The 24,515-nt window shown below is 69.6% G+C and carries 21 protein-coding genes, 6 pseudogenes and 1 riboswitch; of the genes and pseudogenes, 13 read left to right on the plus strand and 14 right to left on the minus strand.

Annotation, left to right across the window (positions count from 1 at the left end; all coding sequences use genetic code 11):
• Nucleotides 1–48 precede the first annotated feature (48 nt).
• Nucleotides 49–1,110, plus strand: a complete 1,062-nt coding sequence (locus ACFYUS_RS37545; RefSeq protein ID WP_388862531.1) for an Lrp/AsnC family transcriptional regulator — start codon at nt 49–51, stop codon at nt 1,108–1,110.
• On the opposite strand, the pseudogene ACFYUS_RS37550 reads toward ACFYUS_RS37545, so the two are convergent.
• From ACFYUS_RS37550 to ACFYUS_RS37560, 3 genes and pseudogenes are all read right to left on the minus strand, one after another.
• Nucleotides 1,107–1,534: pseudogene (locus ACFYUS_RS37550) on the minus strand (transposase); the annotation flags it as partial. The gene ACFYUS_RS37545 and the pseudogene ACFYUS_RS37550 sit on opposite strands and share 4 nt — an antisense overlap.
• Before the next feature lie 246 nt (nt 1,535–1,780).
• A complete protein-coding gene (locus ACFYUS_RS37555; protein WP_388862533.1) occupies nt 1,781–3,097 on the minus strand; it encodes an alpha/beta hydrolase in 1,317 nt (438 codons plus the stop codon).
• 384 nt (nt 3,098–3,481) lie between these two features.
• Nucleotides 3,482–3,724, minus strand: coding sequence for a hypothetical protein (locus tag ACFYUS_RS37560; protein ID WP_388862535.1), 243 nt, complete (start codon nt 3,722–3,724; stop codon nt 3,482–3,484).
• A 466-nt stretch (nt 3,725–4,190) separates the two neighbouring features.
• Here ACFYUS_RS37560 and ACFYUS_RS37565 point away from each other — a divergent pair, with 466 nt between their 5' ends.
• The 4 genes and pseudogenes from ACFYUS_RS37565 to ACFYUS_RS37580 all read left to right on the plus strand — a co-directional run bounded on the left by ACFYUS_RS37565 (nt 4,191) and on the right by ACFYUS_RS37580 (nt 7,896).
• Nucleotides 4,191–4,565 (plus strand): winged helix-turn-helix domain-containing protein, encoded by a 375-nt coding sequence (locus ACFYUS_RS37565; protein ID WP_388862537.1) that lies wholly within the window; start codon nt 4,191–4,193, stop codon nt 4,563–4,565.
• A pseudogene (locus ACFYUS_RS37570) lies at nt 4,562–5,093 on the plus strand (transposase). Before ACFYUS_RS37565 ends, ACFYUS_RS37570 begins: the two are co-directional and overlap by 4 nt.
• A gap of 321 nt (nt 5,094–5,414) precedes the next feature.
• Nucleotides 5,415–7,214, plus strand: a complete 1,800-nt coding sequence (locus ACFYUS_RS37575; RefSeq protein ID WP_388862579.1) for a serine/threonine-protein kinase — start codon at nt 5,415–5,417, stop codon at nt 7,212–7,214.
• Nucleotides 7,215–7,584: 370 nt separating this feature from the next.
• Nucleotides 7,585–7,896, plus strand: coding sequence for a hypothetical protein (locus ACFYUS_RS37580; RefSeq protein WP_388862539.1), 312 nt, complete (start codon nt 7,585–7,587; stop codon nt 7,894–7,896).
• A gap of 169 nt (nt 7,897–8,065) precedes the next feature.
• Here the strand turns inward: ACFYUS_RS37580 and ACFYUS_RS37585 are convergent, their stop codons facing one another.
• From ACFYUS_RS37585 to ACFYUS_RS37595, 3 genes and pseudogenes are all read right to left on the minus strand, one after another.
• The gene (locus ACFYUS_RS37585) at nt 8,066–8,536 is read right to left on the minus strand and encodes a transposase (protein WP_388862541.1); all 471 of its coding nucleotides are present in this window, start codon (nt 8,534–8,536) and stop codon (nt 8,066–8,068) included.
• Nucleotides 8,537–8,675: 139 nt separating this feature from the next.
• A pseudogene (locus ACFYUS_RS37590) lies at nt 8,676–8,849 on the minus strand (transposase); the annotation flags it as partial.
• 244 nt (nt 8,850–9,093) lie between these two features.
• Entirely contained in the window at nt 9,094–9,993 is a 900-nt protein-coding gene (locus ACFYUS_RS37595) for a hypothetical protein (RefSeq protein ID WP_388862543.1), read from the minus strand.
• A gap of 514 nt (nt 9,994–10,507) precedes the next feature.
• On the opposite strand from ACFYUS_RS37595, the gene ACFYUS_RS37600 reads away from it, so the two are divergent.
• The 4 genes and pseudogenes from ACFYUS_RS37600 to ACFYUS_RS37615 form a co-directional block, all read left to right on the plus strand.
• Nucleotides 10,508–11,317 (plus strand): hypothetical protein, encoded by an 810-nt coding sequence (locus tag ACFYUS_RS37600; protein WP_388862545.1) that lies wholly within the window; start codon nt 10,508–10,510, stop codon nt 11,315–11,317.
• A 141-nt stretch (nt 11,318–11,458) separates the two neighbouring features.
• Entirely contained in the window at nt 11,459–12,103 is a 645-nt protein-coding gene (locus ACFYUS_RS37605; protein WP_388862547.1) for a transposase, read from the plus strand.
• Between the two features lie 26 nt (nt 12,104–12,129).
• Nucleotides 12,130–12,714 (plus strand): hypothetical protein, encoded by a 585-nt coding sequence (locus tag ACFYUS_RS37610; RefSeq protein WP_388862549.1) that lies wholly within the window; start codon nt 12,130–12,132, stop codon nt 12,712–12,714.
• 91 nt (nt 12,715–12,805) lie between these two features.
• A pseudogene (locus ACFYUS_RS37615) lies at nt 12,806–13,069 on the plus strand (hypothetical protein); the annotation flags it as partial.
• 338 nt (nt 13,070–13,407) lie between these two features.
• On the opposite strand, the gene ACFYUS_RS37620 reads toward ACFYUS_RS37615, so the two are convergent.
• From ACFYUS_RS37620 to ACFYUS_RS37630, 3 genes are all read right to left on the minus strand, one after another.
• The gene (locus tag ACFYUS_RS37620; RefSeq protein WP_388862551.1) at nt 13,408–13,983 is read right to left on the minus strand and encodes a hypothetical protein; all 576 of its coding nucleotides are present in this window, start codon (nt 13,981–13,983) and stop codon (nt 13,408–13,410) included.
• A gap of 854 nt (nt 13,984–14,837) precedes the next feature.
• The gene (locus ACFYUS_RS37625; protein WP_388862553.1) at nt 14,838–15,932 is read right to left on the minus strand and encodes a hypothetical protein; all 1,095 of its coding nucleotides are present in this window, start codon (nt 15,930–15,932) and stop codon (nt 14,838–14,840) included.
• Nucleotides 15,933–16,309: 377 nt separating this feature from the next.
• The gene (locus ACFYUS_RS37630) at nt 16,310–17,443 is read right to left on the minus strand and encodes a hypothetical protein (protein ID WP_388862555.1); all 1,134 of its coding nucleotides are present in this window, start codon (nt 17,441–17,443) and stop codon (nt 16,310–16,312) included.
• 112 nt (nt 17,444–17,555) lie between these two features.
• Between ACFYUS_RS37630 and ACFYUS_RS37635 the strand changes: the two genes are divergently transcribed.
• Nucleotides 17,556–18,365, plus strand: a complete 810-nt coding sequence (locus ACFYUS_RS37635; protein ID WP_388862557.1) for a leucine-rich repeat domain-containing protein — start codon at nt 17,556–17,558, stop codon at nt 18,363–18,365.
• On the opposite strand, the gene ACFYUS_RS37640 is transcribed toward ACFYUS_RS37635, so the two are convergent.
• The 4 genes and pseudogenes from ACFYUS_RS37640 to ACFYUS_RS37655 all read right to left on the minus strand — a co-directional run bounded on the left by ACFYUS_RS37640 (nt 18,353) and on the right by ACFYUS_RS37655 (nt 20,222).
• Nucleotides 18,353–18,850 (minus strand): DUF4262 domain-containing protein, encoded by a 498-nt coding sequence (locus ACFYUS_RS37640; protein WP_388862559.1) that lies wholly within the window; start codon nt 18,848–18,850, stop codon nt 18,353–18,355. The two genes, ACFYUS_RS37635 and ACFYUS_RS37640, sit on opposite strands and share 13 nt — an antisense overlap.
• A 610-nt stretch (nt 18,851–19,460) precedes the next feature.
• Nucleotides 19,461–19,616: a hypothetical protein gene (locus ACFYUS_RS37645; RefSeq protein WP_388862589.1), complete on the minus strand. Its 156-nt coding sequence runs from the start codon at nt 19,614–19,616 to the stop codon at nt 19,461–19,463.
• Nucleotides 19,617–19,647: 31 nt separating this feature from the next.
• Nucleotides 19,648–19,890: pseudogene (locus tag ACFYUS_RS37650) on the minus strand (IS3 family transposase); the annotation flags it as partial.
• Complete coding sequence (locus ACFYUS_RS37655) at nt 19,887–20,222, minus strand: transposase (RefSeq protein ID WP_388862581.1); 336 nt, start codon at nt 20,220–20,222, stop codon at nt 19,887–19,889. The pseudogene ACFYUS_RS37650 and the gene ACFYUS_RS37655, both read right to left, overlap by 4 nt.
• 451 nt (nt 20,223–20,673) lie before the next feature.
• Nucleotides 20,674–20,815, plus strand: a riboswitch (SAM riboswitch).
• Between the two features lie 190 nt (nt 20,816–21,005).
• On the opposite strand from ACFYUS_RS37655, the gene ACFYUS_RS37660 reads away from it, so the two are divergent.
• The 3 genes and pseudogenes from ACFYUS_RS37660 (at nt 21,006) to ACFYUS_RS37670 (ending at nt 23,763) form a co-directional block, all read left to right on the plus strand.
• Nucleotides 21,006–21,728, plus strand: a complete 723-nt coding sequence (locus tag ACFYUS_RS37660; protein WP_388862561.1) for an IclR family transcriptional regulator — start codon at nt 21,006–21,008, stop codon at nt 21,726–21,728.
• Between the two features lie 286 nt (nt 21,729–22,014).
• Nucleotides 22,015–22,619, plus strand: a pseudogene (locus ACFYUS_RS37665) (transposase family protein).
• A 508-nt stretch (nt 22,620–23,127) separates the two neighbouring features.
• Complete coding sequence (locus ACFYUS_RS37670) at nt 23,128–23,763, plus strand: hypothetical protein (RefSeq protein WP_388862563.1); 636 nt, start codon at nt 23,128–23,130, stop codon at nt 23,761–23,763.
• A gap of 63 nt (nt 23,764–23,826) precedes the next feature.
• Here the strand turns inward: ACFYUS_RS37670 and ACFYUS_RS37675 are convergent, their stop codons facing one another.
• Complete coding sequence (locus tag ACFYUS_RS37675; RefSeq protein WP_388862565.1) at nt 23,827–24,456, minus strand: LuxR family transcriptional regulator; 630 nt, start codon at nt 24,454–24,456, stop codon at nt 23,827–23,829.
• Between the last annotated feature and the right edge of the window lie 59 nt (nt 24,457–24,515).

Consider the following 24,515-nt stretch of genomic DNA (forward strand, 5'->3'; position numbering starts at 1 on the left):
CACCGTTCCGTCGGCCCTGAATCGCAGGAAACACGCAAGGGACATCGAATGACGCAGCATTCCGCGCATGGTGCGGTACGGGCGCTCGACGACGTCGACCAGGCCCTGGTGCACGCGCTGCAGATCGCCCCACGGGCCGGGTGGAACGAGATCGGCGCCGTACTCGGCCTCGACGCCGTGACCGTGGCACGACGCTGGCAGCGGCTCACCGAAGCCGGCGCCGCCTGGATCAGCTGCTCGCCGTCGCCCGCCCTCGCCTCGGCGGGACAGGGACTACTCGCCTTCGTCGAAGTGGACTGCGCCAACGGCAGCCTGCTGACCGTGGCCCAGGCCCTCGCCCGGCTGCCCCACGTCACTGCCGTCGAACACGTCAGCGGAGACCGCGACCTGCTACTCACCGTGATGACGCCGGACCTCGCGGCACTCACCCACTGGATGACCCACGGCATCGGCGCCATGCCCGGCGTCATCGCCAGCCGCACCCACCTCGCGAGCACCGTCTACACAGAGGGCAGCCGCTGGCGGCTGCGCGCCCTCGACCGCACCCAGATCGCCCGCCTCGCCGACACCGAAACCGCCCGCACCGATGCCCCCGTCTTCCCGCTCACCGACCTGGACCACGCCCTCGTCGCCGCCCTTTCCATGAACGGCCGCGCCACCTACCGCGCGCTCGCCGACGCCTGCGGGGCGAGCCCGGACACGGTCCGCCGACGACTCGGCCGGCTCTTTGCCGCCGGCATGCTCCAGACCCGCTGCGAGGTCGCACGCCCCCTGTCGGAATGGCCGGTCACCGTGATCCAATGGGGGCGCGCGGCCGCGGGGGAGTTGGAACGTGTCTCGCGGGGGGTCACCGGGGCCCGGGAGGTGCGGCTGTGCGCCGGCGTCACCGGCCGGAACAACGTCCTCATCATCGCCTGGGTGAAGTCCCTCACCGACGTGCAGCGCTTCGAGGTACGACTCGCCCAGCGCGTTCCCGGTCTGGAGATCACCGACCGGGCCGTCGCGCTGTGGCCGCTGAAGCTCAGCGGCCATCTCCTCGACGAACAGGGCTACCGCATCGGCGGCGTCCCTCTGGACGTTCGCACGGCCGGAGCGAGTACCCGGGCCTAGTGATCTGAGTCAGAGATTCGTCGGCAGTAGGCGGCGACCTTGTCGAGGATCTCGTCGGCTGTCTTGGTCCAGACGAACGGTCCGGGGTGTTCGTTCCAGTCGGCGAGCCAGGCCCGGATGTCGCGTTCGAGGGCCTGGACCGAGCGGTGGACGCCACGCTTGAGCTTCTTCTGGGTCAGCTCGGCGAACCACCGCTCGACCAGGTTCGGCCAGGACGCGCTGGTCGGCGTGAAGCGTCGGTGGAACCGCGGGTGGGTCAGCAGCACTTCTTGATGTCGGGCGTCTTGTGGGTCGCGTAGTCGTCCAGGATCAGATGAACCTGCAGGCCGGCCGGGACCTCCTTGTCCAGCTTCGCGAGGAACTTCTCGAACTCCGCCACCTTGTGGCGGCGGTGGAGGGATGGGCCAGAAGCCGGGGCCGTCGTGCGGCGCCGTGACCAGCCCTCCGGCACCGCCCGCTGGACGTCGGTGACCGACAACGGCGGAATCTTCGGACCTGGACGACTCATGCCCGACTCATGCGCGACTGACGACGAATCTCTGACTCAGATCACTAGGGCGCCGCGGGTGGGTGATCGAACCGAGGCGGCGTCACCGATGGCGCTCGCCCGGCCGCGAGCCCGGACCTTCGTCGGCTGCCGCCGCGCTTCCTGCTGGGGCAAGTCCGCAGATCAGCTGCAGGTGCGGTCCTTCGCGGGGAGCCGCCCCGTCGTCAGGTAGCGGGTGACGTCGGCGTCGGCGCAGGACGGGCGGCCGGTCACCAGTACCCCGTGGCCTTCACCGCCCGCGATCGTGACCATGCGGGAGCCGTGCAGGGCGCGCCGCATGCCCTTGGCCATCGCCAACGGTGTCTGCGGGTCCCACTCGTTCTGCACGATCAGAGCGTCGACGCCGTTGTCCACCACCGTGGCCGCCTCACGCGGAGCGGACTTCCAGAACGCGCAGGGCTGGACGTTGGCGCCGAAGTCGCCCGCCAGGGGGCGGGCGGCGCGGTCCCGGATCGCGTCGCGGCGGTACTGCTCGGGATCGCGCGGCCAGCTCCGGCCCTCGCCGCACAGAACGGCCCAGGCGACCGACACCACGTTGTCCACGTCCGGCGCTTCGGCCGCCGCCTCGGTCGCCGCAGGCACGGCAGCACTCGACCCGGCCGGGGGCGCGGCGCCCGCCGCCGCAGCCTTGAGCGCGACGATGAACGGCGTGACGGCCTCGACCTGCGCGAAGGCCCGGTACTGCGCACGGATCGCGTCACCGTCGAACGGCTGGCCTTCCAGCACGATGGGCGTGCGGTCAGCATTCGCGACCAGGTCCCAGAACGCCGCGCGCACCGCCTGCGGGGTCGCACCCAGCCCGTACGTCGCATCGCGGGCCGCGGTCCACTCCGTCCAGCGGGTGAAGGCGAGTTCGGCCGCCTCGGTCGTCCCGCGCAGCACGCCCCTCCAGACCAGCGCCGGGTCGAGCGCGCTGTCGAGCACGAAACGGTCCGCCCGCCGGGGGAACATCTGGGTGTAGACCGCACCCAGGTAGGTACCGTACGAGTGCCCCAGGTAGGAGATCTTCCTCTCCCCCAGCGCGGCCCGGACCACATCCATGTCCCGCGCCGTGTTCCGGGTGGTGATGTGCGGCAGCAGGTCCCCGACCTTCGCCCAGCACTTGTCCGCCACGCTCCGGGCCCGGGCCACGTCCTGCCCGAACGTCCCGGCGGAGTAAGGATGGTCAAGGGTCTGCTCGTCCGCCGACAGAGCACAGTTGAGCGGCGCGCTGCGTCCGACGCCGCGCGGGTCGAAGCCGATCAGGTCGAAGCGCTCACGCACCCCCGCCGCCAGCAGCGGCGCCATCTCGGCCGGCATGGTCAGCCCCGAACCGCCCGGTCCGCCGGGGTTCATCAGCAGTACACCGCGCCGCTTCGCCGCACTGCCCGCCTTCATCCGTGACACCGCTATCCCGATGCTCCGCCCGTGCGGATCGCCGTAGTCCAGCGGCACCTTCACCGTCGTGCACTCCAAAGACGGCGGCTGGTCCTCCGAGCAGCGCTCCCAACGCAGTTGTTGCCGCCCGAACCCCTCAAGCGGCTCCTGGGCCGCGAACGCGGTCGTCGGCGTGAGCGCCGCCAACACGGCCGTCGCCGCCCCGACCGTCAGGACGGAAGTCGTTTGTCCAGCTCGCAGCACAGTGCCGCCCCTTTTACGAAATTCGGTCTCTCGGATCGCCTCAAGTCTCCGATCCGAAGAGACCGCGCCCCGTCCTGCTGCGGGATGGCTTCATGATCCAACTCAAGTATCGGCGACCACCCCACACCCCTACGGGACCAGCACCACCAACCCTGAGCCAGAAAGACCAGCCACGTCGGTCACCACCGAGCACCCAGCGGCCCATCACCGGTGCGGTTGCCCGGCAGGCGACGTGGAAGCCGGCGAGTCGTCGTCGACGGAGGGATCGTGCGGCGGAAGCCCTGCGCGAGCTCTGGTGACATCGGCTTCCGCACGCATGATCTCGGCCCTTGCTCGCATGAGATCCGCATCGGCCTGTCCCCGGGCCTGTACGTACTTGGCGTAAGCGGTCAGAGTGACACCGATCAAAGTGCCGGTGGCTGTGGCCAGGGCGACGATCGCCGTCACCACCGCGGGCGTATCGGAGGGCCCAAGCCTCGCGTGAAGCTGGAAGCTGGGAGCTGTTGAGTACTTCACGCACACCGATCGACGCGGAAGCCAGCAAGACGGCACCCCGCAGACCGAGAGCCGCCAGAACCTGCCGGTGTGGCCGGCCCTCCGATTCCCTGTCCGGTCTCATCGGCGTCGCCGCCCTTCCCATACTTCGGATGCCGCCTGCACTGCCCTACGGACGCGCGAGTGGGGGCGGCAGCTGAGCCGGATATACACCTGTTCATCGGCTGAGATGTCCTCGGGGTGCTCGGCAAGCCATCGCCAAACCACTTCCAGGTCGGATCCGCTCAACAAGCGGGCGGGCTCCTGGTGCTGCGCCTGCCAACGACGCAGGTCGGCTCACAGCTGCTCCTGCCAGACGCGGAAGTTCCGTCAGTCGACAAGCCATTTCCTCAGGGTCGATCACAGCTGTACCGGAGCCTTGGAGGGCGGCCCACGGGCTCTGCGGTCGCAGGGGCCGGCGTCGCTGCCGAGGCTGAGTGAGAAGCAGTTCGCCCAGCTGGAAGCCGAGCTGGCGAAGGGGCCGGCCGCGCACGGCTGGGAGGATCAGCGGTGGACGCTGTCTCGGGTCAAGACCGTGATCGGCCGGCGTTTCCACCTGACCTACACCGTCCAGGGCGTGCGAAAACTCCTGGTGCGCAATGGCTGGTCCTGCCAGGTCCCGGCCCGACGGGCGATCGAGAGGGACGACGAGGCGGTGGCCGGGTGGGTCAAGGAGGTGTGGACCTGCGCGGAAGACTCGCGGCGGCCCGTGGAGCCTGGCTGGTCTTCGAGGACGAGGCCGGGTTCTCCATGACGCCGCCGCAGGCGAAGACCTGGTCGCAGCGCGGCCGGACCCTGGTGGTGCGGGTCCGCGACCGTTCCCGCAGACGGATAGCGATCGCCGCGCTGACCTGCTACAAACCCGGCCACCCGTCCCGACTGATCTACCGGCCATGCCGGGACGACGGCCGGCGCGACGGACGCAAGAGCTTCTCCTGGCGCGACTACCGCGGCCTGCTGATCGCAGCCCACCAGCAGCTCGGCGGCCCGATCGTGCTCCTCTGGGACAACCTGAACGTCCACAAGGCCGCCGGCCTGCGGGAGTTCGCCGCCTCCCGGGACTGGCTGACCATCTGCTACCTGCCGCCCTACGCGCCTGATCTCAACCCCGTCGAAGGGATCTGGTCCCTCCTGCGACGCGGCTGGCTCTCCCACGTCGCCTTCAGCACCCCTGAACACCTCGTCCGGCGCGTCCGACGCGGCCTACGGCACATCCCAGTACCGGAGCGAGCTCATAGACGGCCGCCTCGCCGAGACCGGCCTGGCCATCAGACCCACCTGAGCAACCTGGCGACATCACGAGTTCAACCTCAGTGACCTCAACCGGTCCCCCATCGGAGCCTCGATCACCATCACCCCCAGCGCCGTCATTACCCTGGCCGGTTCGACGGCAGTCGCCTGTACCGGACGGGCCTTCGCTCCACTGCGAGAAGTCGCCGGGGCTGGTCGCTGCTGGTCAAGGGCAGTGCGGATCACACCCGTAGTGACGCGACCAACGCACCCCGATGACCAGCCATCGTCAAGGGTCGTCAAGGAGAGAAGCAGGGGTGCGATCCGCCGCCCGCTCTGCGGCATGTCACCGACGCCGCGTAAGCTCCCGCCCATGAACGACGGGGAGCCCGGCAGACGGGTGATCGACGGCCGTTTCGAGCTCCAGACGCGGCTCGGCGGCGGCGGGATGGGCACGGTGTGGCATGCGAGGGACATCGTGCTCGACCGGGCCGTGGCCCTCAAGGAGGTGCGCCCACCCGACCCCGGACTCGCCGATTACGACCCGCAGGCGGCTCGCATGCTGCGCGACCGGGTGCTGCGCGAGGCGCAGGCGCTCGCTCGGGTCGAACACCCCGGTGTCGTGACCATCCACCACATCGTGGACGCCGGCGAAGACACCTACCCCTGGCTCGTCATGGAACTGGTGACCGGCGGCTCGCTCGCGGACCAGTTGGCAATCGGGCCGATGGAACCCGTCGCCGCGGCCAGACTCGGACGCGAACTGCTTGCCGCACTGAGGGCCGCGCACGACGTCGGCATCCAGCACCGGGACGTGAAGCCGGCCAACGTGCTGCTGCGGCCTGACGGCCGTCCCGTGCTCACCGACTTCGGCATCGCCGCCATCCGGGAGTCGACCGCACTGACCGCGACCGGCTCCATCATCGGAACCCCCGACTACATGGCGCCTGAGCGCATCTCCGGCGACGAGGGCGGTCCCGCGTCCGACCTGTGGTCACTCGCGATGCTGCTGTACGTCGCTGTGGAAGGCGCGCACCCGCTGCGCAGGGGATCCGCACTGGCCACACTGGCAGCGGTCCTCAGCGAGCCGCTGCCGCCGCCGCGCCGGGCGGGAGTGCTCACGACAGCGCTGTCCGCCGCCCTCGTCAAGGACCCGACGGCGCGGCCCGACGCCGCCGGTCTGGACGCGCTCCTCGCCGCAGCCGCCGAAGACCTGTCCCCCGGCACGGTCCCGGGCGCCGCCAGGTCCACCTCGTACCACCTCGCCCCGCCCGCGACGGCCGCCGCACCTGCATCGGCGCCCCCGCCCGCGCCTGGCTTCGGCCCGGCGACGCCATGGCCGTCCGACGGGACGCCCCACCCCTCCGCCAGGCCGACGCCCTATCCGGCCGGTCCCACCGCCCACCCCACGCCGGACCGAGCCCCGTGGGACGGCGTGCCGCAGATCGCTCCGCACGGGTCGCACGAGCGAGGGCACACCGAACAGGCCCGGCGTCGCGTCCGCGGGATCGCCATCGGCTCCTCCGTCGCCGCGACGGTGCTGGCAGGCCTCCTCGCCTGGACTCTCGTCCCCGGCTTCGGCGGTTCCAAGGACCAGGGCGCCCAGTCTCCCGGCCCGACCACGTCCGGCCCCCGCACCGGCGCACCCAGCGCCTCGAGAACGGCAGATGCGCCTGAGAACACGGGTGACGACATCGGGGAACCGGCGGCACAGAACCTGCTGACCCCGGACGGCATCCGCACAGCGCTGAAGGCACTGAAAGAGGCCACGGGCACAAACCAGGTGTGCGACCTCACGGTCTACCCGGAACACGTCTCGGCCCAAGTCATGGTCAAGGGCAGCAAGAGCCGCTACGACAGCTGGACCTACCGTCCCGGGAACGGCGCCGAAAAGGGGATCATCAGCGGCAGCGTCGGCCCCATGGACAGCCCGTTCAGCATGGACGAGTTCAACTGGGACGTTCTTCCCGCCCTGTTGAAACGGGCGGACAAGGAATTGAACGTCAAGGACATCTCGACGCGGTATCTGCTTGTCACGGGCGACGACCCGACCTTCGGCGACCCGAAGCACATGTCGGTCTACGTCTCGAACGCCTACAACCAGGGCGGCCGCATCGAAGCCGACCCCACGGGCAAGGTCACCAAAGTGATGCCCAACGAGGCGAAAGACTGACCTGGTGCCCGTGGTGTCCACGCACGGCGTCGACCGCCAGTCGGTGCGTACCGTGCACGTGGACGCCTCGATCACGGCGGGGGGGCTGACGGAGGCTGCTTGATGTCGGCGTATACGTGAACGTGGCTCTGGCGAGAATTTCGTAGGCAGAGATCATCTCGGTGGCACGGTCGGCATAACGGCCAGCCTGTGGTTGCGCCCTGTTGAACTGGTCAGCCTGTTACCACAGTTGGCCGATGTGCTGGTCGTCTCAGTTAGAAGCCGTTGTTTTATCGGACGTGGTCGGTGCATTTCCGCTGGTGAGGCGTAGTGTCGGCGGCCGGACGGCAGGGTTGGTCCATCGGGATCGTCTCGTCGGTGGAGGCGCCGGATGGCGTCGGTGGTGGGGCTGTTGGAGGAGCGGGAGCCGGCCGCGCGGCAGCGGGTGGAGTCGTTGCGCGAGGCTGCGGACCGGATCAAGGCCGAGTTGGCAGAGGCGGAGACCGACTGGGAGCGGTGGGTGATCGCCCGGGAAAGGGTCGATCAGGTCCTGTCCGCGCCGCGCGGGCAAGAGATGGCGGTGGTGCCCGCAGACAAGCCCTCGGAGCGGGCCGGCCGGGCTCCGGTTCGGGCGGCGGTGGCCGGGTCGGTGGTGCCGGTGGGCCGGGACGGACTGGACGCGACCGCGCCGGCACCGGACTAGCAGCGGATCGTCTACCTTCTGACGGACCGTCAATACTTGGGATCGAGCGGGGCGATGGGCTGCCAGGAGATCGCGGCCGGGCTGGGGCTGGACGTGGTCCCGGCGAAGGTCGAAGGCGAAGCGGCTGGTCGAGCGCGGCTGGCGCCGGCCGAGGGGGTGCCGGGCCGGTTCAGCATCGCCGGCCAGTCAGGCGACGGCTCATGACCATGGTCATCGACCAGAGAATCATCGTCTCGGCGGTATCGGTGCGGGCTTCGTAGTCGCGGGCGAGGCGTCGTGAGCGCATCCGCCACGCGAATGTGCGCTCCACCAGCCACCTCTTCGGTGGCACGACGAATCCGGTGGTGTCGTTACTGCGCTTGACCACCATCAGCGCGATCCGCCAGGCACTCGCGGCGACGTGGGCCAGGCGGCCGGTGTAGCCGCCGTCCGCCCACACCCGGGTCAGGCGCCAGAACCGCTCACGCAGCCGGGCCAGGAGGGTTCGGGCGGCGTCGCGGTCGGTGACGGGCGCGGCGGTGACGACCACGGCCAGCGGTAGCCCGAGGCTGTCCACTACGATGTGCCGCTTGCGTCCCGGCACCTTCTTCCCGCCGTCGTAGCCGGACGTGGCCCGCGGCACTGACGCGGCGGCCCGCACCGACTGCGAGTCGATGATCCCCGCCGTCGGCTCCGGATCCCGCCCGTCGGCCTCGCGGACCCTGCCCCCGCAGCCGGTCGTGCAGTTCCTTGATCAAGCCCTGGTCGCGCCAGCGTCGGTAGAAGGCGTAGACCCGGTCCCACGCGGGGAAGTCGACGGGCATCGCCCGCCATGAGATGCCGTCGGCGACCAGGTAGCGCACGGCGGCGAACATCTGTCGGCGGCAGTAGTCTTCCGGCTGCCCGCCCCGGCCTTCCAGCCACCCCGGAAGCGGCAGCGACGCGCGGACAACCGCCCACTCCTCATCCGTCATGTCCGACGGGTACCGGCGCCGCCTCGCCGACTGATCGGCCGCGTTCCCGTACCTGTGCGCGACGCAATCACACTGCAGGTGAGTCGAGTTGGACTCGACGGGCAGCGGTACGGAAGACCGTGATACCAGGGCTTCCTGGAACCTCGAACGGCTTCGACGACCTTCGAGCTACCAAGAGGCCCTGTTCTCATGCCCGCCCGCCGAAAGATCACTCGGCCGGGGACCCTGTTCGGTCAATGGCTTCTCAGCCGTCGATGGCGCCAACGGCCACCAAGGCAAGGAACGCGGCCGCCAACCCGGCAGCCACCGCCAGCAGCGTCACAAAGCACGAGCTGTACACGTTCCCCGCCTGGCGTCCGCGAATGAGCACGCGGGATGGCCTTCGAGGATCGTAGGTGATCTCGAACGTCCCGCTGTCGAACTGGACGCTGGTGTGCCGGTCGGTTCCGGTCTGCTGTCGGCCCTCGGCGTCGACGAACCCGTACACGGCATGGCGCACATAGCGACCATGGCTCCCATGCGTGGTCCGCACGTGCTGGACCGTGGCCATCACAGAGATCCCACGCCGCCACAGTGCCCAGCGCAGCCACAGGTAGGGCAGGCCCGAATCGTCGCTGGAAGCGGCGACGACGATCAGGAGTGGAAGGGTGGGGAGCCAGGGCAAGGCATTGCCGTTGTCCCAGCCGATGCTGAGAACGAGCATGACCAGCATCCCCACAGCCCAGATGCCGAAGGCCACCATGGCCGCACGAAGGAAAGACCCGGCGCCGGCCCAAGTGGCCGCCGCCCGCGACAGCTGCCTCGGCACCCAGTGGGACCGCTCCACCGGGACCGACTCCACGCGGCCTGGCCGGTCCACCCCCGGCAAGCTCGCTGAAACGGCACGCGCGAAGGCCTGAGCGGCCCCGACCTTGCGCTGGCGGATCACGAAGCCACCCACCGGTCCGCTGCCCACCACGAGCCGAATACGTACTGTGCCCGTCCCGTCGGCGTCGGCCTCGACACCCTCGATGGCGGTGAGCGGTATCCGGTGGTGCACCTCGCGCTCCTCCACCACCACCAGGCCCTCGGCGAACCGGGCGACCGTCCCACTGCCGCGCAGGACCACCGACGGGACACCAGACGGTGAAGGCTTGGAGATCATCCCGGCAGGATAGAGGCGTCCCCGCTCCGCACGACAGGTCTGGCACCAGTGGCGGGCATCGCCTGCGAGGCGATGCCCGCCGAGGACGAGGCGGCGGATGGAGCGATAACCAGCTGGTTACCGCTCCGCGTACCCCCGTTCGATCAACAAGCTCCTTGATCGGTACGGCAACGGCTTCTATCAGATCGGCTTCAGCCTGCTCAGTACTCATGCCTCAGTACGCGGGCACACCACCAACCAGCCCCGGACCAGGGCCGCAGCAATGTCACAGAGCCTCCGCCAACTTGAAGTCGCTGGTCAAAGGGCTGCTGTGACCCGTTCTCGGGGTACTCACACGGGTCATGGGCGGTTGTCATGGGTGTGGATCGTCAGTCAGCGGTCGGCTTGTCGGTTCTTGAGGTACGCCTCGCCATCCCGGCCGGGTGCCTGGAAACGGGCTCGGGCGGCGAGGTTCGGTGCGGCGTCATGACGGCCCCTCGCGGAAGGGCGGATTCGTGCCTGGGAGCATGAGCGGATGCCCGAGGAACCGAACCTGATGTCCAGCTTGTGGCCGCTCGTGCCGTCCGGGGCAGCCGACTGGCTGCTGGAGCTGTGCGGTGACGGCTTGACCGGTTTCATGCCTCCGGCGATGCCCGACGCGGTGTGGGTGCTCAACGCCATGTATGAGCATGCGCAGGGGCCGGCCGATGTGTCGTACCACGAGTACCACGAGTACCACCAGGAGCGTCTGGCAGATGGGAGCATCCTGCCCCATGTCGTCGCGGGTATCGACCTCGATGCCGTGGGCGTCGCCACGGGAGGAGGTCTGGGCCGCGCCCAGCACCCGGGTCCCGGCTGGCGGCGGCTGCGCTGGGCCGAGCTTGCCCGGCGGACCGGCGACCCGGCCGTGCCCGACGGGCTGATGCCCTCCTACCGTTGCTTTCCCTCGGTGAAGAAGGAGGGCAGCTGGCCGCTGGGCATGGTCCCGCCGACCGAGGGGAGCCTGGACCGTGAGACCTGGAACCGGCTGATCGCCATCCTCACCGAGTACAGCCCTGCGGGTCCCGACACCCGCTGCCTGGCCTACTACAACCCGCTGATGCTCGGAGCCGCCGACTTCGACAACCTCCACGTGCGCGGGGGGCGGCTCGGCGACGCCGAGATCCTGTACGACCAGTCTGAAGCGGACTTCAGCCCGTCCAACCTCTGGGCCGATGACCACTCCTGGGTCCTGTGCACCGACTACGACCTGTGGGCCACCAAGATCGCCGGGCCCCCGGCCCTCATTGACGCGTTGCTGAACGACTTTGAAATCGAGGCGGTTCGTCTGCCCTGGGCGCACTGATGACGAGCCGCTTCGTCACCATCCATTTTTCCTTGGCCGCGCGGGCGCCGATTCGCCGACCGGACCCGGGACCGGCATGGCGCCGTCCACGCACTGCTGACGGCGGGACACAGCCGGCGCTCGGTCCAGCGGCAGCTCGGGATGGCCTACCGCACCATCAAGCAGTTCGTCGACGCCGCGACGCCGGAGGAGCTGTTCACCGGTCAGTGGCAGAACCGGCCCTCCCTCCTCGACGGCTACAAGCCCTACCTGGACGACCGCTGGATCGAGGACTGCGCCAACGCCTGGAAGCTGTGGGAGAAGATCGTGTCACTCGGCTACCAGGACAGCCACCAGCGCGTTCACGCCCACCTCCACGACAAGCGCACCTCACCGCAGCCGGTGACCGCCCGGCCGCCCTCGTCCCGGACCGTCGCCGGATGGATCCTCCGCCGTCCGGGCACCCTCACCGAGACCGAGCAACTCCGGCTCAAGGTCGTTCGGACGCACTGCTCCGAACTCGACGCCCTCACCGGACACGTCCGCTCCTTCGCGACCATGCTCGCTGAGCGCCAGGGCGAGCGCCTGCCCGACTGGCTCGACGCCGTCCGGCGGGACGACCTGCCCAGCCTCCACACCCTCGCCGCCGGCATCGACCGCGACCGCCACGCCGTCATCGCCGGTCTGACCCTGCCCTGGAGCTCAGGCGTCGTGGAAGGGCACGTCAACCGGATCAAGATGCTCAAGCGCCAGGTGTTCGGCCGCGCAGGCTTCGCGCTCCTGCGGAAGCGGGTTCTCATGTCCTGATCACCGAACGAAGCGGGCGGAACTCGATGGCAGCGGCGTCGGCGGATGTGCAAGCCTTCCTCTTCCAGATGCCGACGGAGAAGACCTTGATGACCAGCGACGACGCCCTCGATCAGCTCAGGCACATCGCGCGTGAGCGGGCATTTGGCAGGCATGTCGGGTCGGACCGGCTCATTCAGGCAGGTCTGGACGCGCTGATTGCTGGGATCGAGAGCCCTTCCTTGGCCATGCTGGCGGGACTCCTCCGGAGCGAAGAGCCCGAAGCGCCGGAGCTCTTCGACCAGGTACTGGAGGAGCTGGGACTGCTCTTCCGCCCGCCCGCGGACCCCCGGGCCGCGAAGTGGGCGACGGCCTACTGGATCGCCGGTCAGATCGTCGACGGATCCCTGGATCCCGCCGCCGGTACTCACCTCATCTGGGCAGACATCGCCTATGACCTCGGCTATCCCGAAGAGCTGGAACCCCTTGTGCACTGCGCGCACAACCTCGACGGCTGGGAGGAGAGCTGGGGAGTCTCCGTCGAGGAACTCAACGGAGAAGCGGTTGAGGCAGCTAAACAGTTCCTCAGCAAGGGGTCCGCAGCCGAGGCGGGAGACCAGGGCCTGTTGTGAAAGTGAATCTTTGCTTGTGGTGAGGTAGGCGTGGTAGCTGGCTCCGGTGTCGTCCGCCTTGGCTGCAATCCCGGTGCTGCAAAGACGGGCGATCGGGTTCTTCGGGACCGACGGACCGGAGCCGGTCCGGTTCGACCACAAAGCGGCGCCTGCCTACAGCTGGCCGGCGGACCGCCTCGCCGAACTGCTGGCCGATGCCGGACTCGTTCCCTTCGCCCGGCTGCCCCACGATCCAGCCTCCGAACGGGGCTTCCTCGACGCCCACCTGCTGGCCCGCCGTTCACAGGTCCTGCACGGCAACACCCGCCAGATGTCGGCGCACCTCCGGACTGCCGGCTCGGCAGACGCTCGCTGATCCGACGGGAATTGCCGGACAGGCCCTGGTGCTCCAGCAGGATTTCGCTGCCTGGCCTGGTCTTTTCGCCGAGTGGCGGGAGTGCGACGGGACTCCGGTGGTGCGGGGTCGGTCTCACGGAGACCGCCCCTCGATCGTGCGACAACGCCGCAGGTAGTTCACAGCGGCGGGCCTGGCTTCGTCCACGAGAAGCGGTTCTGGCTCAGACTTCTGTGGTCGGTCGCGATGGGTGAGCGACCTCGTCGCGGCTTCCGTTCGGGGTGCCTACCAGGTCTGGACTCCGTCGCGTATCGGCAACGCCCGGTGGACGAGGCGGCGTCGAGGATGTGTGCAGGCGGTCAGGCGGGGCTGATGGCTGTGCGCTGCGGTCTGGTCCGGCGTTGGTACGACAGGGAGCACACGCCGAGCGAGACGCCGATCGAGAAGAATCCCACGAAGCCCATGACAAAGACGGGCGGGGACATGCCGGCAAGGTGCTTGGTGCCCAGGTTGCCGGTCAGGATCTGACTGAGCCCGACCGCACCGTAGGAGCCGACGGCCGCCGCACTGGCCCAGCCGGGCGTGAGCGGTAACCAACGAGGGACTCGCCGGCCGCGCAGGAAGAGCACCCACCGGGGGAAGACCTGGCCCCACGGCCGGGTGAGCCCGGCGAGCAGGGTGATGCCCAAAGCCATGCCGACGGCAGTGAAGTCGATGCCATGGCGCTCCAGCCAGACCAGGAGTTCAGGAGCGCCGTTCTTCTCGAACTCGTCGGCGATGTTGAGGTGCTCGGGCTTCCCCATGGTCCCGCCCCACGCCCAGTACGCCTTCATCGCGACATAGGGCAGGGCTCCGACAGCTCCTGCGGTCGCCACCCAAGCAACGGCTGTCGAAGGAGGGATGTACGACTGACCGAGGTCGGTGCGCTGACTCATATGATCAAGCTACTGAGACGTCATCCTCGGAAGCGTCAGCCTGAAGGGTGACCGGTTCCTCCCCCAAGCGAGGCAGAGCGCGAGCGCATCCAGCCTTCCGGTCGCACCCGCCTGCCCGTCCGAGGGTGGCCGATGGACTCGAACGCCCCCAGGGCGAACATCCGGGTTCAGGATCGTGCCGATGGCTCTGTTCACGAGAATCCCTTCTCGCGGACAGAGCCACCCAGGGGACCATCCCTGCGCGTACGGGGGGAATAGCACCCGCGACAAGCCGGACGCGACCGGAGCGCTCTCGGCCCTTGCGCGCGCAACGGTTCACCGGTGCTCCGCCTTCGGCTTGTTCCTCGTGCGGTGACAGGAGCAGTCACGGCACTGCGCAGGAAGTTCGGCGTGTTTCTCGGCCCAGGCGCCTGGAGCCGACCGGCACCAGCCAGTCGATGCCGCCCGCCGCGTCCGCCTTGGCCCGGGGCCGTCCGGAGCATCCGCTCGAACGTGACGCCCGCCGCCCGCCGACGGAAACGGGTACGGAGCGTGGCCCGCGGCCCGTACCGGTCGGGAACGTCCCGTCGGTGCTCCCGGTGCGGAACTTCCACACGATCCCGTTGAGGACCCTGCGGTCGTCCAGCCACTTGCGTCCCCGCAACGGCTCGGACAACGGCAGCCGGACGAATTCCCGCTCGGCATCGGACCATTCATGGCGGCGTATCACGACCCCGTGTTCCGCCACCCGAGATCGTGTGAGGACACCCCATGGGGGCTACCGGACGGGCTGGAGCCCCCATGGGGTGTCCTCAACACCGAGCGTACTGGGGGGGGACAGCCGGGTGGTTTGCCGGCCGGGTCCGGATGTGTCGTCAGCGGCAGAACAAGGCCGCACCCGGGGATGTCCCGGTGCCGCAGGGCAGCAGGCGGCGGGGGTGCTTGTGGCGCGGCCCCGTCGGGGTCGGCTGCGGGCCGGTGACGTTCGGGCCGCCCCCACGGCCCGGGAGGGCTTCGACGCGGCCGATGGCGTTGCCGAAGAGTTCGGTGAACCAGACGTGCTGGTCAGGCCCGGTCGCGATGTTGAAGGGCACCTTGTCCGCGCCGCCCGCCACCGGGAACTCGGTGATCTCCCCCGTCGGGGTGATCCGCCCGATGTGGCCGTACTGGTCGGCGTACCACATGTTCCCGTCGGGGCCGCGGGTGATGCCGTCGGCGCCTCCGCCCGGGTTCGGCCTCGGGAAGAGCGTGATGGTGCCCGACCGGGTGATCCGCCCGATCTGGTCGGACGCGGTGAACCACATCCCGCCGGGGCCGGCCGCGATGTCGGACGGGAACTCGTACCCGGTGGGCAGCGGGTACTCGGTCACGTTGCCGAAGAGGTCGACACGGCCGATCCTGCCTGCGATCAGCTCCGTGAACCACACGCCGCCGGGGCCGGCCGCGATGTGGTACGGGTAGCTGTCCGGTGTGGGGATGGCGTACTCGGTGACGGTTCCATCAGGCCGCATCCTCCCGATCTTGTTCGTACCGCTCTCGGTGAACCACAGGGCGCGGTCGGGGCCTTGCGTGATGCCCGTCGGAAAGCTGCCCGTCACGGGCAGAGGGAACTCCGTGACCGCGCCCGCGGTCGTGATCCGCCCGATCTTGTCGGCAGCGCCCTCGGTGAACCACAGGGCCCGGTCGGGGCCTTGCGTGATGTCGAAGGGGAAGCTCGATTCGGTCGGTACGGCGAACTCGGTGACGGTGCCGGTGGTCGTGATGCGTCCGATCTTGTCGGCATTGGACTCGGTGAACCACAGCGCCCGGTCTTGTCCCGCCGTGATCCCGGCGGGGAAGCTCTCGGGGGTCGTGATCGGGTACTCCGTCACGTCCCCCACGTCGGCCCGGGCGGGAGGGGCCTGCATCGCGACCGCGAGGAGCGAGCCCAGGCATGCGGCGAACAGGCGGTCGAGTCGTCGTCGGATCATCGGCGTGCCTTGCACGAACCAGCCCCTTTGCGGTGAGTGACGGGAGAGTGACAAGTGACGACTTATCAGCTCACGCTCGAGACCGCCCGGTTCGCGCCAACGAGTCGGCCACGGACCAGCCGACTGCCGTAGCCTGCCCGGGTTACGGAGGCCCCGGCGGCGCGGCGGCTCGGTGCTCGACGGCTCGGTGCCGGCGGCTCGGCGGGCACGCCAGGAGGCCGCCTTGGCGTCGTACCGAGTCCGGGCGGACCAGCACGGGGGGCCCTTCGGCGCGACCATCGACCGGGCCCGGGCCCTCGTCGCCGACGACATCGCCCGCGATGGGGTGCGTACGAGATCACCTGCCTTGGCGGCACCCTCGTCTGCCGCCGGTGAGGTCAGCCCAGTGTCGGCCAGGGCCCGGCGAGCAGGCGTCCCGCCTCCTCGGTGATCGCTTCCGCCAACTGGTCCCGGTCGCCGCGTCGGATCGCCGCCCAGTCGTTGTAGGCCTCGGTCTTGTCGACCAGGGGTCTGAGCGACTGCGGGTGGGCCAGTGCGCCCCACCCTTCGTACGTGATCAGGTCGCCGCCGGCGCCGGGGTCCAGGCTGCCGTTCACGATCAGCTGGAGCCACCAGCGGACGAGTTCCCAGCGGGCCGCTTCCCACGGGAGGCCGGTGGTGTCGGCCGGGAGGGCCTGGAGCAGGCCGAGTTCGTCCAGCACCTGGTCGAAAAGGGCGTCGGCCTGCTCGTGCTCGGAGCGTGACAGGCCGGCGAGGAGGGGGAGGGACTCCGTCTCGACGTCGAGGACCAGGGCCGTGAGGCCGGCCTCGATGAGCTGTTCCGGGTGGTGCCGTCGGCCGATCAGGCGTTCCAGGGCCAGCATCCGGAGGCAGACGACGGCTTCCTGTGTGCTCGTGGCGTACGGCGTGAAGGGCGTGGACAGGGTGACGTCGGCGCCCGGGCCGCCCTCGGCGACGTACGACCAGAAGCCGACGGTCGTACGGGCGAGGAGGCTGCTCGACCGGCCGGCGAATTCGTGGTGGATGTAGTCGGTGAGGTCGTTCCCGTACAGGATGATGTCGGTCTGGTAGACGGACAGGACGGGGTGCCCGTGCTCGCCCGCCGTGCCGGGCAGGTAGCGGTGTCCGTAGACCGGGACCAGTTGCGGCACGCTCTCCAGCTCGGTCCTCGCGACGCGCAGTGCCTCGGATGTCTCGGTTGGCCTCGGCGGCCAGGCGGGATGCCAGAACACGTTGTGCTCCACGTCGAAGAGCACGCCGTCCACCGGCCACGCCAGCCGCCCGGCCAGCTCCTCGGGGTCGCCGTTGCGCCAGTCGGGCCACCGTGACGAGCCGTGCGGGAGGCCGGCGGAGAGGAAGACGCGGTGGTCGGCCGCGAAGGTGAAACCGAACCGTGTCTCGATCGCGTCGAGTTCCCGCTCGGTGAGACCCGGTCCGATCTCGGTTCGGAGCATGCCCTGAAGGGCACGGGCGGCGTCCAGGGTCAGTCGTGGGGTCGGCGGCGTGTTCACGCCTGCCAGCGTAGGGAGCGGTACGGCCGCACATGCCAGGAGGTTGTGGCAGTCCGCTGTCTCGTCACATATTCGCTGCGACGGACTGCGACGGTCTCGGTACCGTGACGCCATGACGGACAGGGGAGAGCCGCAGGTCGTTGCGAACCGATGGGCCGACGTTTCGGATCCGGTGCCGGGAGGGCGTGGAGTCTTCCGGGACTTCTGCTCCTGCTTCGACCAGTCCAGGCCCCATCCGCGAGCCCGCGTCGGGTTCCACGCCGAGCGGCAGGACCCCACCGCGCCGGGCTGGCGGCGCCTGCTGGAGCTGGTCGAGGAGGCTGCCGCCGACGGGCGCGAGGAGTTCAAGCCGCTGATCGAGCTGAGCCCGGCGGAGCGGCGCCAGGTCATCACCCTGCCGCCGAGCATCGCCAGACTGACGGCGGTCAAGCACCTCGTGCTCTACGGCAGCAACCTGGTTCGGCTCCCGCCCGAGATCGGGGCGATGGCCAGCCTGGAGGAGTTCACCCCGTACACCTCCTACCGGCTGCACTGGTTCCCCTACGAGATCACCCGCTGCCTGCGGTTGACCCGCAGTACGGTGAGCACGCGAGCCCTCTTCGGCAACTTCAAGCTCCGGTCCCCCTTCCCGAAACTGACGTCGTCCCCGGACTCCCTCACGAGCCTCGATCCGGAGCGTCTGGATCCCGGGCGCTGGGGTCCTACAGCCCTCCAGGGCTGCAGCGTCTGCGACGGCCCGATTGCACAAGGCGGACTCCAGCAAGTGTGGATCTCCCTGCGCGTGGCCACGGACGTGTTGCCGCTACTGGTCAACGCCTGCTCGCCGGAGTGCGTCGCCTCCCTCCCAGGCGGTGCTGATGACCACATCCCCGCAGCCCACAGGGGCGGTCGAGTCGACCAGCCGCCGTCCTACTGGGACTGATCGGTGAGTCGGAGTTCGGTCGTCCAGACCCCGACAGGGTGGTCGCCCGGAGGCAGCCACAGCTGAGGCTGTGACGCGCGGTGCCTCTCGTCAGCCTGCTCGTCCCCGTGGAAGCGGCCATCGGGATCTGGCCACGCGACTTGCAGCACGGGCAGAGGCGGCCGCCGGTAGAACCCGATGGCCTGCCCGAAGAAGGTCCGGTACCAGCCGCGATCAACACGCCTGAGCGCGACGTGATAACCAGCGACAACATCGGGATGGCTCTGGCCGTCCGCCAGTGCCTCGCCCGCGGCGGTCTTCTCTCCAAGGGTGTCGAGCATGCGGTGCATGGCGTGGACATCGAGCCCGAACATGGCGAGTTCAGGTCCGGCGTACGTGTGCGCGAGGCCGATCGTGTAGGCGAATCCAGGACCGATCTCGTCTTCGGGAACCATCACGACGTGCCATCCGTGCTGTTGCACGTGCTTGATGACCGTCAGATCCATCTGGTCCGCCTCGTCCCCGGTCGCCGTAGTCATGGCAGAGGACACAGCGGCACTGGAACGGATCGTTGGTCATGTGCGGAGGGTACGAGGCGAGCGTTCACCTCGGGCAAAGGGGGCGGGAGGCGTACCCCTCTCGGCAGAAGGCGTCGACGAGGTCACCGGCCTGCTCGCACCAGGCGCCTCCCATCGGTGAGGGCGGCTGGCTGCCGGCCGCGGCAGGGCTTCTGGGAGCACGGCGGCTCACCGTCCACTTCTTCCCCCGCGACCTGGTCGACGCCCTCGCAGAGGGCTGGGATGGGACCTGGACGAAGTGCACGCCTTCGAGGAAGGCGGCCTCCCGCGCAGGCTGTGGTGCGTCACCCAGACCTTGCCCCGGTGATGGCCGGCCGGTGGAGTCGAGACCGACTTGTGTGACCCTCATGGTGCGGTGGGGGTCGGGCGGTTCAGTCTTCGCGGGACCTGGCCAGCGATGCCAGGATCGTGCGTATCGGGGGTTGATGCCGTCGCCAGGCAGGCCGTCGGTGGCCTGGCGTGAGGCGAGGTCGATGACGGTCGCCAGATAGAGCGGCTTCGCGTCGCTGACCGACGGGTAGGTGATGTGGCCGACGTACTACGTGTTCACCGCGACAGCGATGAAGTCACGGCCGATCAGATCCGGCGCCTTCGAAGCCGCCCGGTCCGCGAGGGTGGTGCGGTGCCGGCGGCGCAGACGCACCCCCTCGAGCCCGATGGTCCGCGTGATCCTCGCGACCCACTTGTGGTTCACCCCCCTTTGGTTCACCACCCTTGTGGTTCACCACCGGGCCGCCCTCGTCGCGGAGCTCGGTGGTGATCCCGGGGGCGCCGTAGGTGCCGTCGGAGTCCTGGTGGACCTTGCGTGTCCGGGCCGCGAGCCCGGCCTCGGCGATCCGCCGGGCCGCCCTTGCGGCCGCGGTGCGACGCCAGTGGTAGAAGCTCGATCGGGAGAGGCCGAGGAGGCCGGGGAGCCGCTTCACGCCGTGACGGCGCTGGTGATCTTCAACGAACCGGCAGCGGTTCACCAGCGCGCCTCCGTCGCGAAATGCCGGGCCGCCTTGCGGAGGATGTCGCGCTCTTCCTCCAGCTCACGAACCCTCTTCCGGGCAGCGGTCGGCTCCGCCCGAGCGTCGCCACCGCCCGCCTGAGCGGTGGTCGGCGGCGCGGAATGAACGCCGGGCCGGCGCCCGTCGGCGGCCCGGATCCAGTTCCGCGGCGTCTCGGTGTCCGCCCCGAGATCACCGGCGACCGACCTGACTGTCGCTCCCGGCCGCGACCGGTACAACGCAACCGTGTCCGCCTTGAACTCGGCGGGGTAGTGCTTCATCCCCACGGGGACTCGGTTCTCCTGGACCACCAAGATCCAAGTCTCTCCGGCGTCCAAAACCCGTGGTCAGGGCCCGAAAGCCCCCTGCCACACCGCCCGCCGACGAGCCACGCCTCGCCGGCGCCACATCAACAGCCCGCTCGAACCCCGCGAGAACGGACTGGAGAGACGGTACCCAGGCGGGGCGGACGGATCGGAGGCGCGGCGGCACAGACCGCCGGCCTCCCCGCATCCAGACGGCGTCGGCGTTCACCAGCGACAGGACGGCATGGCGGTTGCTGCCCAGCTCATGAGCCCCGGCCCGTCCGGCTGCCCGCAGCGGGCCGGCACGACCGTCCGGAGTCTCTTGCCCCACCCCGCTCCCGCGGTCCCGCCCGGATTCGGTTCACCCGCTGACGGCGTCACGGCTGACCTGACCTGCCGCCTTCCTGGGCAGGAAGCCATTGGCAGGTAACCCCGGGAGTCTTGTATGGTTCCTCGCGAATCATCCAGAGGGGTGGAGGGACCGGCCCTACGAAGCCCCGGCAACTCCCCGGTCGACTCGGCGTTCCATGTTCGCGCCGCGCCGTCGGGATCAGTGCCAACTCCGGCCCGCGCCAACGTGGCGCGGGAAAAGATGAGGAGACACGGTGCTCTCTGTGCTGCCTTTCGCCCCGGTTCCATCCGCCCCGGGCTTTCTGCGTACCCATCTCGTGATCGACGCGGCATATCGGCCGACTGCTTCGGCCCTTTCCCTCTGATCATCCCTGCCCTCCCCTGCGTGAGGTCGCCGCGCGCCATCGCTCGCGGACCGAGACTGGAGTACCCCTTTTCATGGACATTTCGGATATTTCTAGTGGTGTTGGCGTCCTCGACAAGGCCGCGGTGATTCTCGGTGCGCTGGCGTCGGGCCCCGCCACTCTGGCGGGACTGGTCGCCTCCACCGGCTTGTCGCGGCCCACGGCCCACCGGCTCGCCCTCGCACTCGAACGCCACCGCCTGGTCGGCAGGGACCTGCAGGGCCGCTTCGTCCTCGGCCCTCGACTCGGTGAACTCTCGGCCGCCGCGGGTGAGGACTGCCTGCTGGCCGCGGCCGGCCCGGTCCTCACCTCCCTCCGGGACGCCACCGGCGAGAGCGCGCAGCTCTACCGGCGCCAGGGCGAGATGCGCGTCTGCATCGCCGCCGCCGAGCGGACCTCCGGCCTGCGCGACATCGTGCCGGTGGGGTCCACGCTCCCCATGAAGGTCGGTTCAGCCGCCCAGGTCCTGCTGGCCTGGGAGGAACCCGAGCGCTTCTACGAAGGCCTGCAGGGTGCTCGCTTCACGGCCACCGCCCTCAGCGGCGTACGGCGCCGGGGCTGGGCCCAGTCGATCGGTGAGCGTGAACCCGGCATGGCCTCCGTCTCGGCACCGGTCCGCAACTCGTCCCACCGTGTCGTGGCCGCCGTCACGGTCACCGGCCCGATCCAACGCCTCACCAGACACCCCGGCGCCCGGCTCGCAAAGGCCGCCGTCGACGCGGCCGACCGCCTCACCGAAGTCGTCTCCCACCCCTGACCCCGGCAACACCACGTGAGGTCCCGCCTCTCCCCCGGCCTGCGTGTCCAGACTTCCCCGGCCTGATCGTCGCGAGGCCCTGTGGGCCTTGTGCGCCACGCCGAGGAAGACCGCACCACTGCCCTGGTCCCGCACCCCTACCCGGACGGCGCCCTGGAAGACCCGTATCGGCTCTCGCTGAACCATGTGGCCGCCGACGGTGACGGGCCTCGGACGGGCTTACTTGGTGAACCTCTTTCATCCCGCCTCTAGAGGGTTATAAGACCTGATCGGAGGGGGTGATGACGTGGCGAAGCCCCTCGTCGTCGATGGTGTGATCTCACCCAACACGACCATCGGCCGGGAGGCTTCGTTGGTTCCGTATCCTTCCACGCTCGACGTCCCGTACGAGCTGGTCGAGCATGTTTCGTGGCTCGTCTACGCCGGAAGGTGTGAACTGAACTCGCCCTGCCGACGGCTCGGCTGCTTCAAGCAAGCTTCACATGAAACACCGCCGGCACGGCATGAACGTTCAGGTCATCGCCCGACCCGACGGCACACCTCTGTGGTTCTCCCGCGCGACACCGGGACGCACCCACGACCTGACCGCGGCCCGTGCCCACAGCCGTCGTCCAGGCCTGCCTCACCCGGCAGATCCTCGTCCTCGCGGACCGCGCCTGCCAAGGCGCCGGCGCCACCGTCCGCACCCCCTATCACCATCACCACAGCATCCAGCCAGCCCGCCATCAGCAGTTCAACCGCGGCCATGCCCGACTCCGCGCCCCTGACGAACGCGTCTTCGCCCAGCTCAAGCAGTGGCGGATCCTACGCCGGGCCCGCTGCTCGACCAACCGCGTCAGCCGGCTCGTCCAAGCCGTCCACACCCTGCTGACCTGTGCCTCTTCAGGATGAAAGAGGTTCAGTCAGGTGCTCCACGATCCGCTCCAAGGCCGTCCCCGACAGGGCCGGAGCCCATTGCAGCCAGTGGTCAAGCCACTCAGCGTCCGTCATCAGGTCTGGTCATCCGCCTTCCCTGCAGACGGAGCTCGATCGAACTCGGCCCACGGGCTCTTGGACCGCGGGTCGTACCGTCTTTCGCCCCATTGCGCGGCCTTCCAGCCTCCCAGTCACCCGCCGATCCCCTTGCGCGTCCGAGAGGCACCTCCACGCCGATACCCGAGGTGGTCGCCCGACAGGCGCGGGAAGGGGCCGACACTGCCTACGGGTGCGGGTGGTCCGTTGTTCTCACGGTCGGGTCCGGGGCTGTGGTGCACCACGCGTGGGATCCGACGTCCGCCCGCCCGGCGGCTATACCTTCCGAGGGCAGGGCAGCATCATCACTTCACATTCGACCGTTAGGGCCGCCATCGTGACCGGACGCACCCCAGAGACGACCGAGAGCCCGAGACCGGACGAGTCCTTGGGCGAGCCGCGATGGCCGATGGCGGCGGCCGTCGTCACCGCCATGGTGCTGACCGTCCTCCTCCCCGACGACCTCCGTCTGGCACCTCGCTGGGTTCTCCCTGCCATCGAGGGACTGCTCCTGCTGGCGCTCATCGCCGGCGACCCGGGCCGGATCGACCGACGTACGGCCGCCTTGCGGAGCATGTCGATCGCCCTGGTGGGAGTTCTGGCCCTCAGTGCCGTCTGGTCGACCGTGCAACTGGTCGACGACATCCTCCATGCCGGGAAGGAGACCAGCTCCGCCACCAGCCTGCTGCAGACCGGCGGCACGGTGTGGGCCTGCACCGTCCTCGCCTTCTCCCTACTGTTCTTCGAGCTCGACAGCGGTGGGCCCGCCTCCCGCGCCCACCGCATGCCCTCCACCCCCGCCCTCGCCTTCCCCCAACAGCTCGATCCCCGGCTGAGCAGCACCGACTGGCGACCCCGCTATGTCGACTACCTCTACCTCGCGCTCACCAACGCCACCGCCTTCAGCCCCACCGACGTCATGCCCCTGGCACCCTGGGCCAAGATCACCATGGGTGTTCAGTCCCTGGTCTCCCTGCTCATCCTCGGGCTCGTGGTCGCCCGCGCCGTCAACGTCCTCGCCTGAGGAGCTGTCGGAATGACCACGTCGGCCGCACGTCTCCCGCTGCGCCGCGCCGGCGCCTGCCCATCACGCCCGAAGGGGCTCCGCCCAGCCGTTTCGCCCCGCGCAGGCCCCGAGCTGCATCCGGGTCCGGAGCCCGGCCAGGTCCATGAGACGACGCAGGCGCCGGTGCAGCGTGCGCGGTGACGGACCGAGTTGTGTCGCGGCCGCCACGTCCGTCAGGCCGGCCAGGAGCGGCGTGAGGATCCTGCGGTCGAGCTCCGTCGGGCCGTGCGGACCGACCTCCACGGTGGGTTCGGATGCTCCGACTTCGGCCGACCGCGCGAGCGGGTCGGCAGTGCGCCACACCGTCTCGAACAGAGCGTCCAGCACGTCCAGCAGTCCGCTGCGGCGCAGCAGCGCGGCGCCGGGCTCCCCGTCCGGTGTGACCGCGAGCGGGACAGGACCGAGGTCGGCGTCGGCCGGCACGAGCTTCATCGGCAGCTGGTCGGCGACACGCAGTTGCACTCCCTCGCGCAGGGAATCGACCGCGCCGTCGAGGATGCCCGGCTCTGCCGGCACGGCCCGGTCCAGTACCGCCCTGAACCGAACGCCGCGGCCGACGGCCACGGGTTCGGCCGTGTTCTCGTCGGGCGGCAGGGCGACGAACGGTGCGGTGCCGAAGGAGCGGACCTGCGTACGGGCTGCCTGCTGCACCTGGAGGAAGCGACGGCAGAGGGCGTCGACGCCCGTGACGACCTCGATGAGATCGCTGA

Origin of the sequence: Streptomyces sp. NPDC004284, from assembly GCF_042874035.1 — a bacterium.
Taxonomy (GTDB): domain Bacteria; phylum Actinomycetota; class Actinomycetes; order Streptomycetales; family Streptomycetaceae; genus Streptomyces.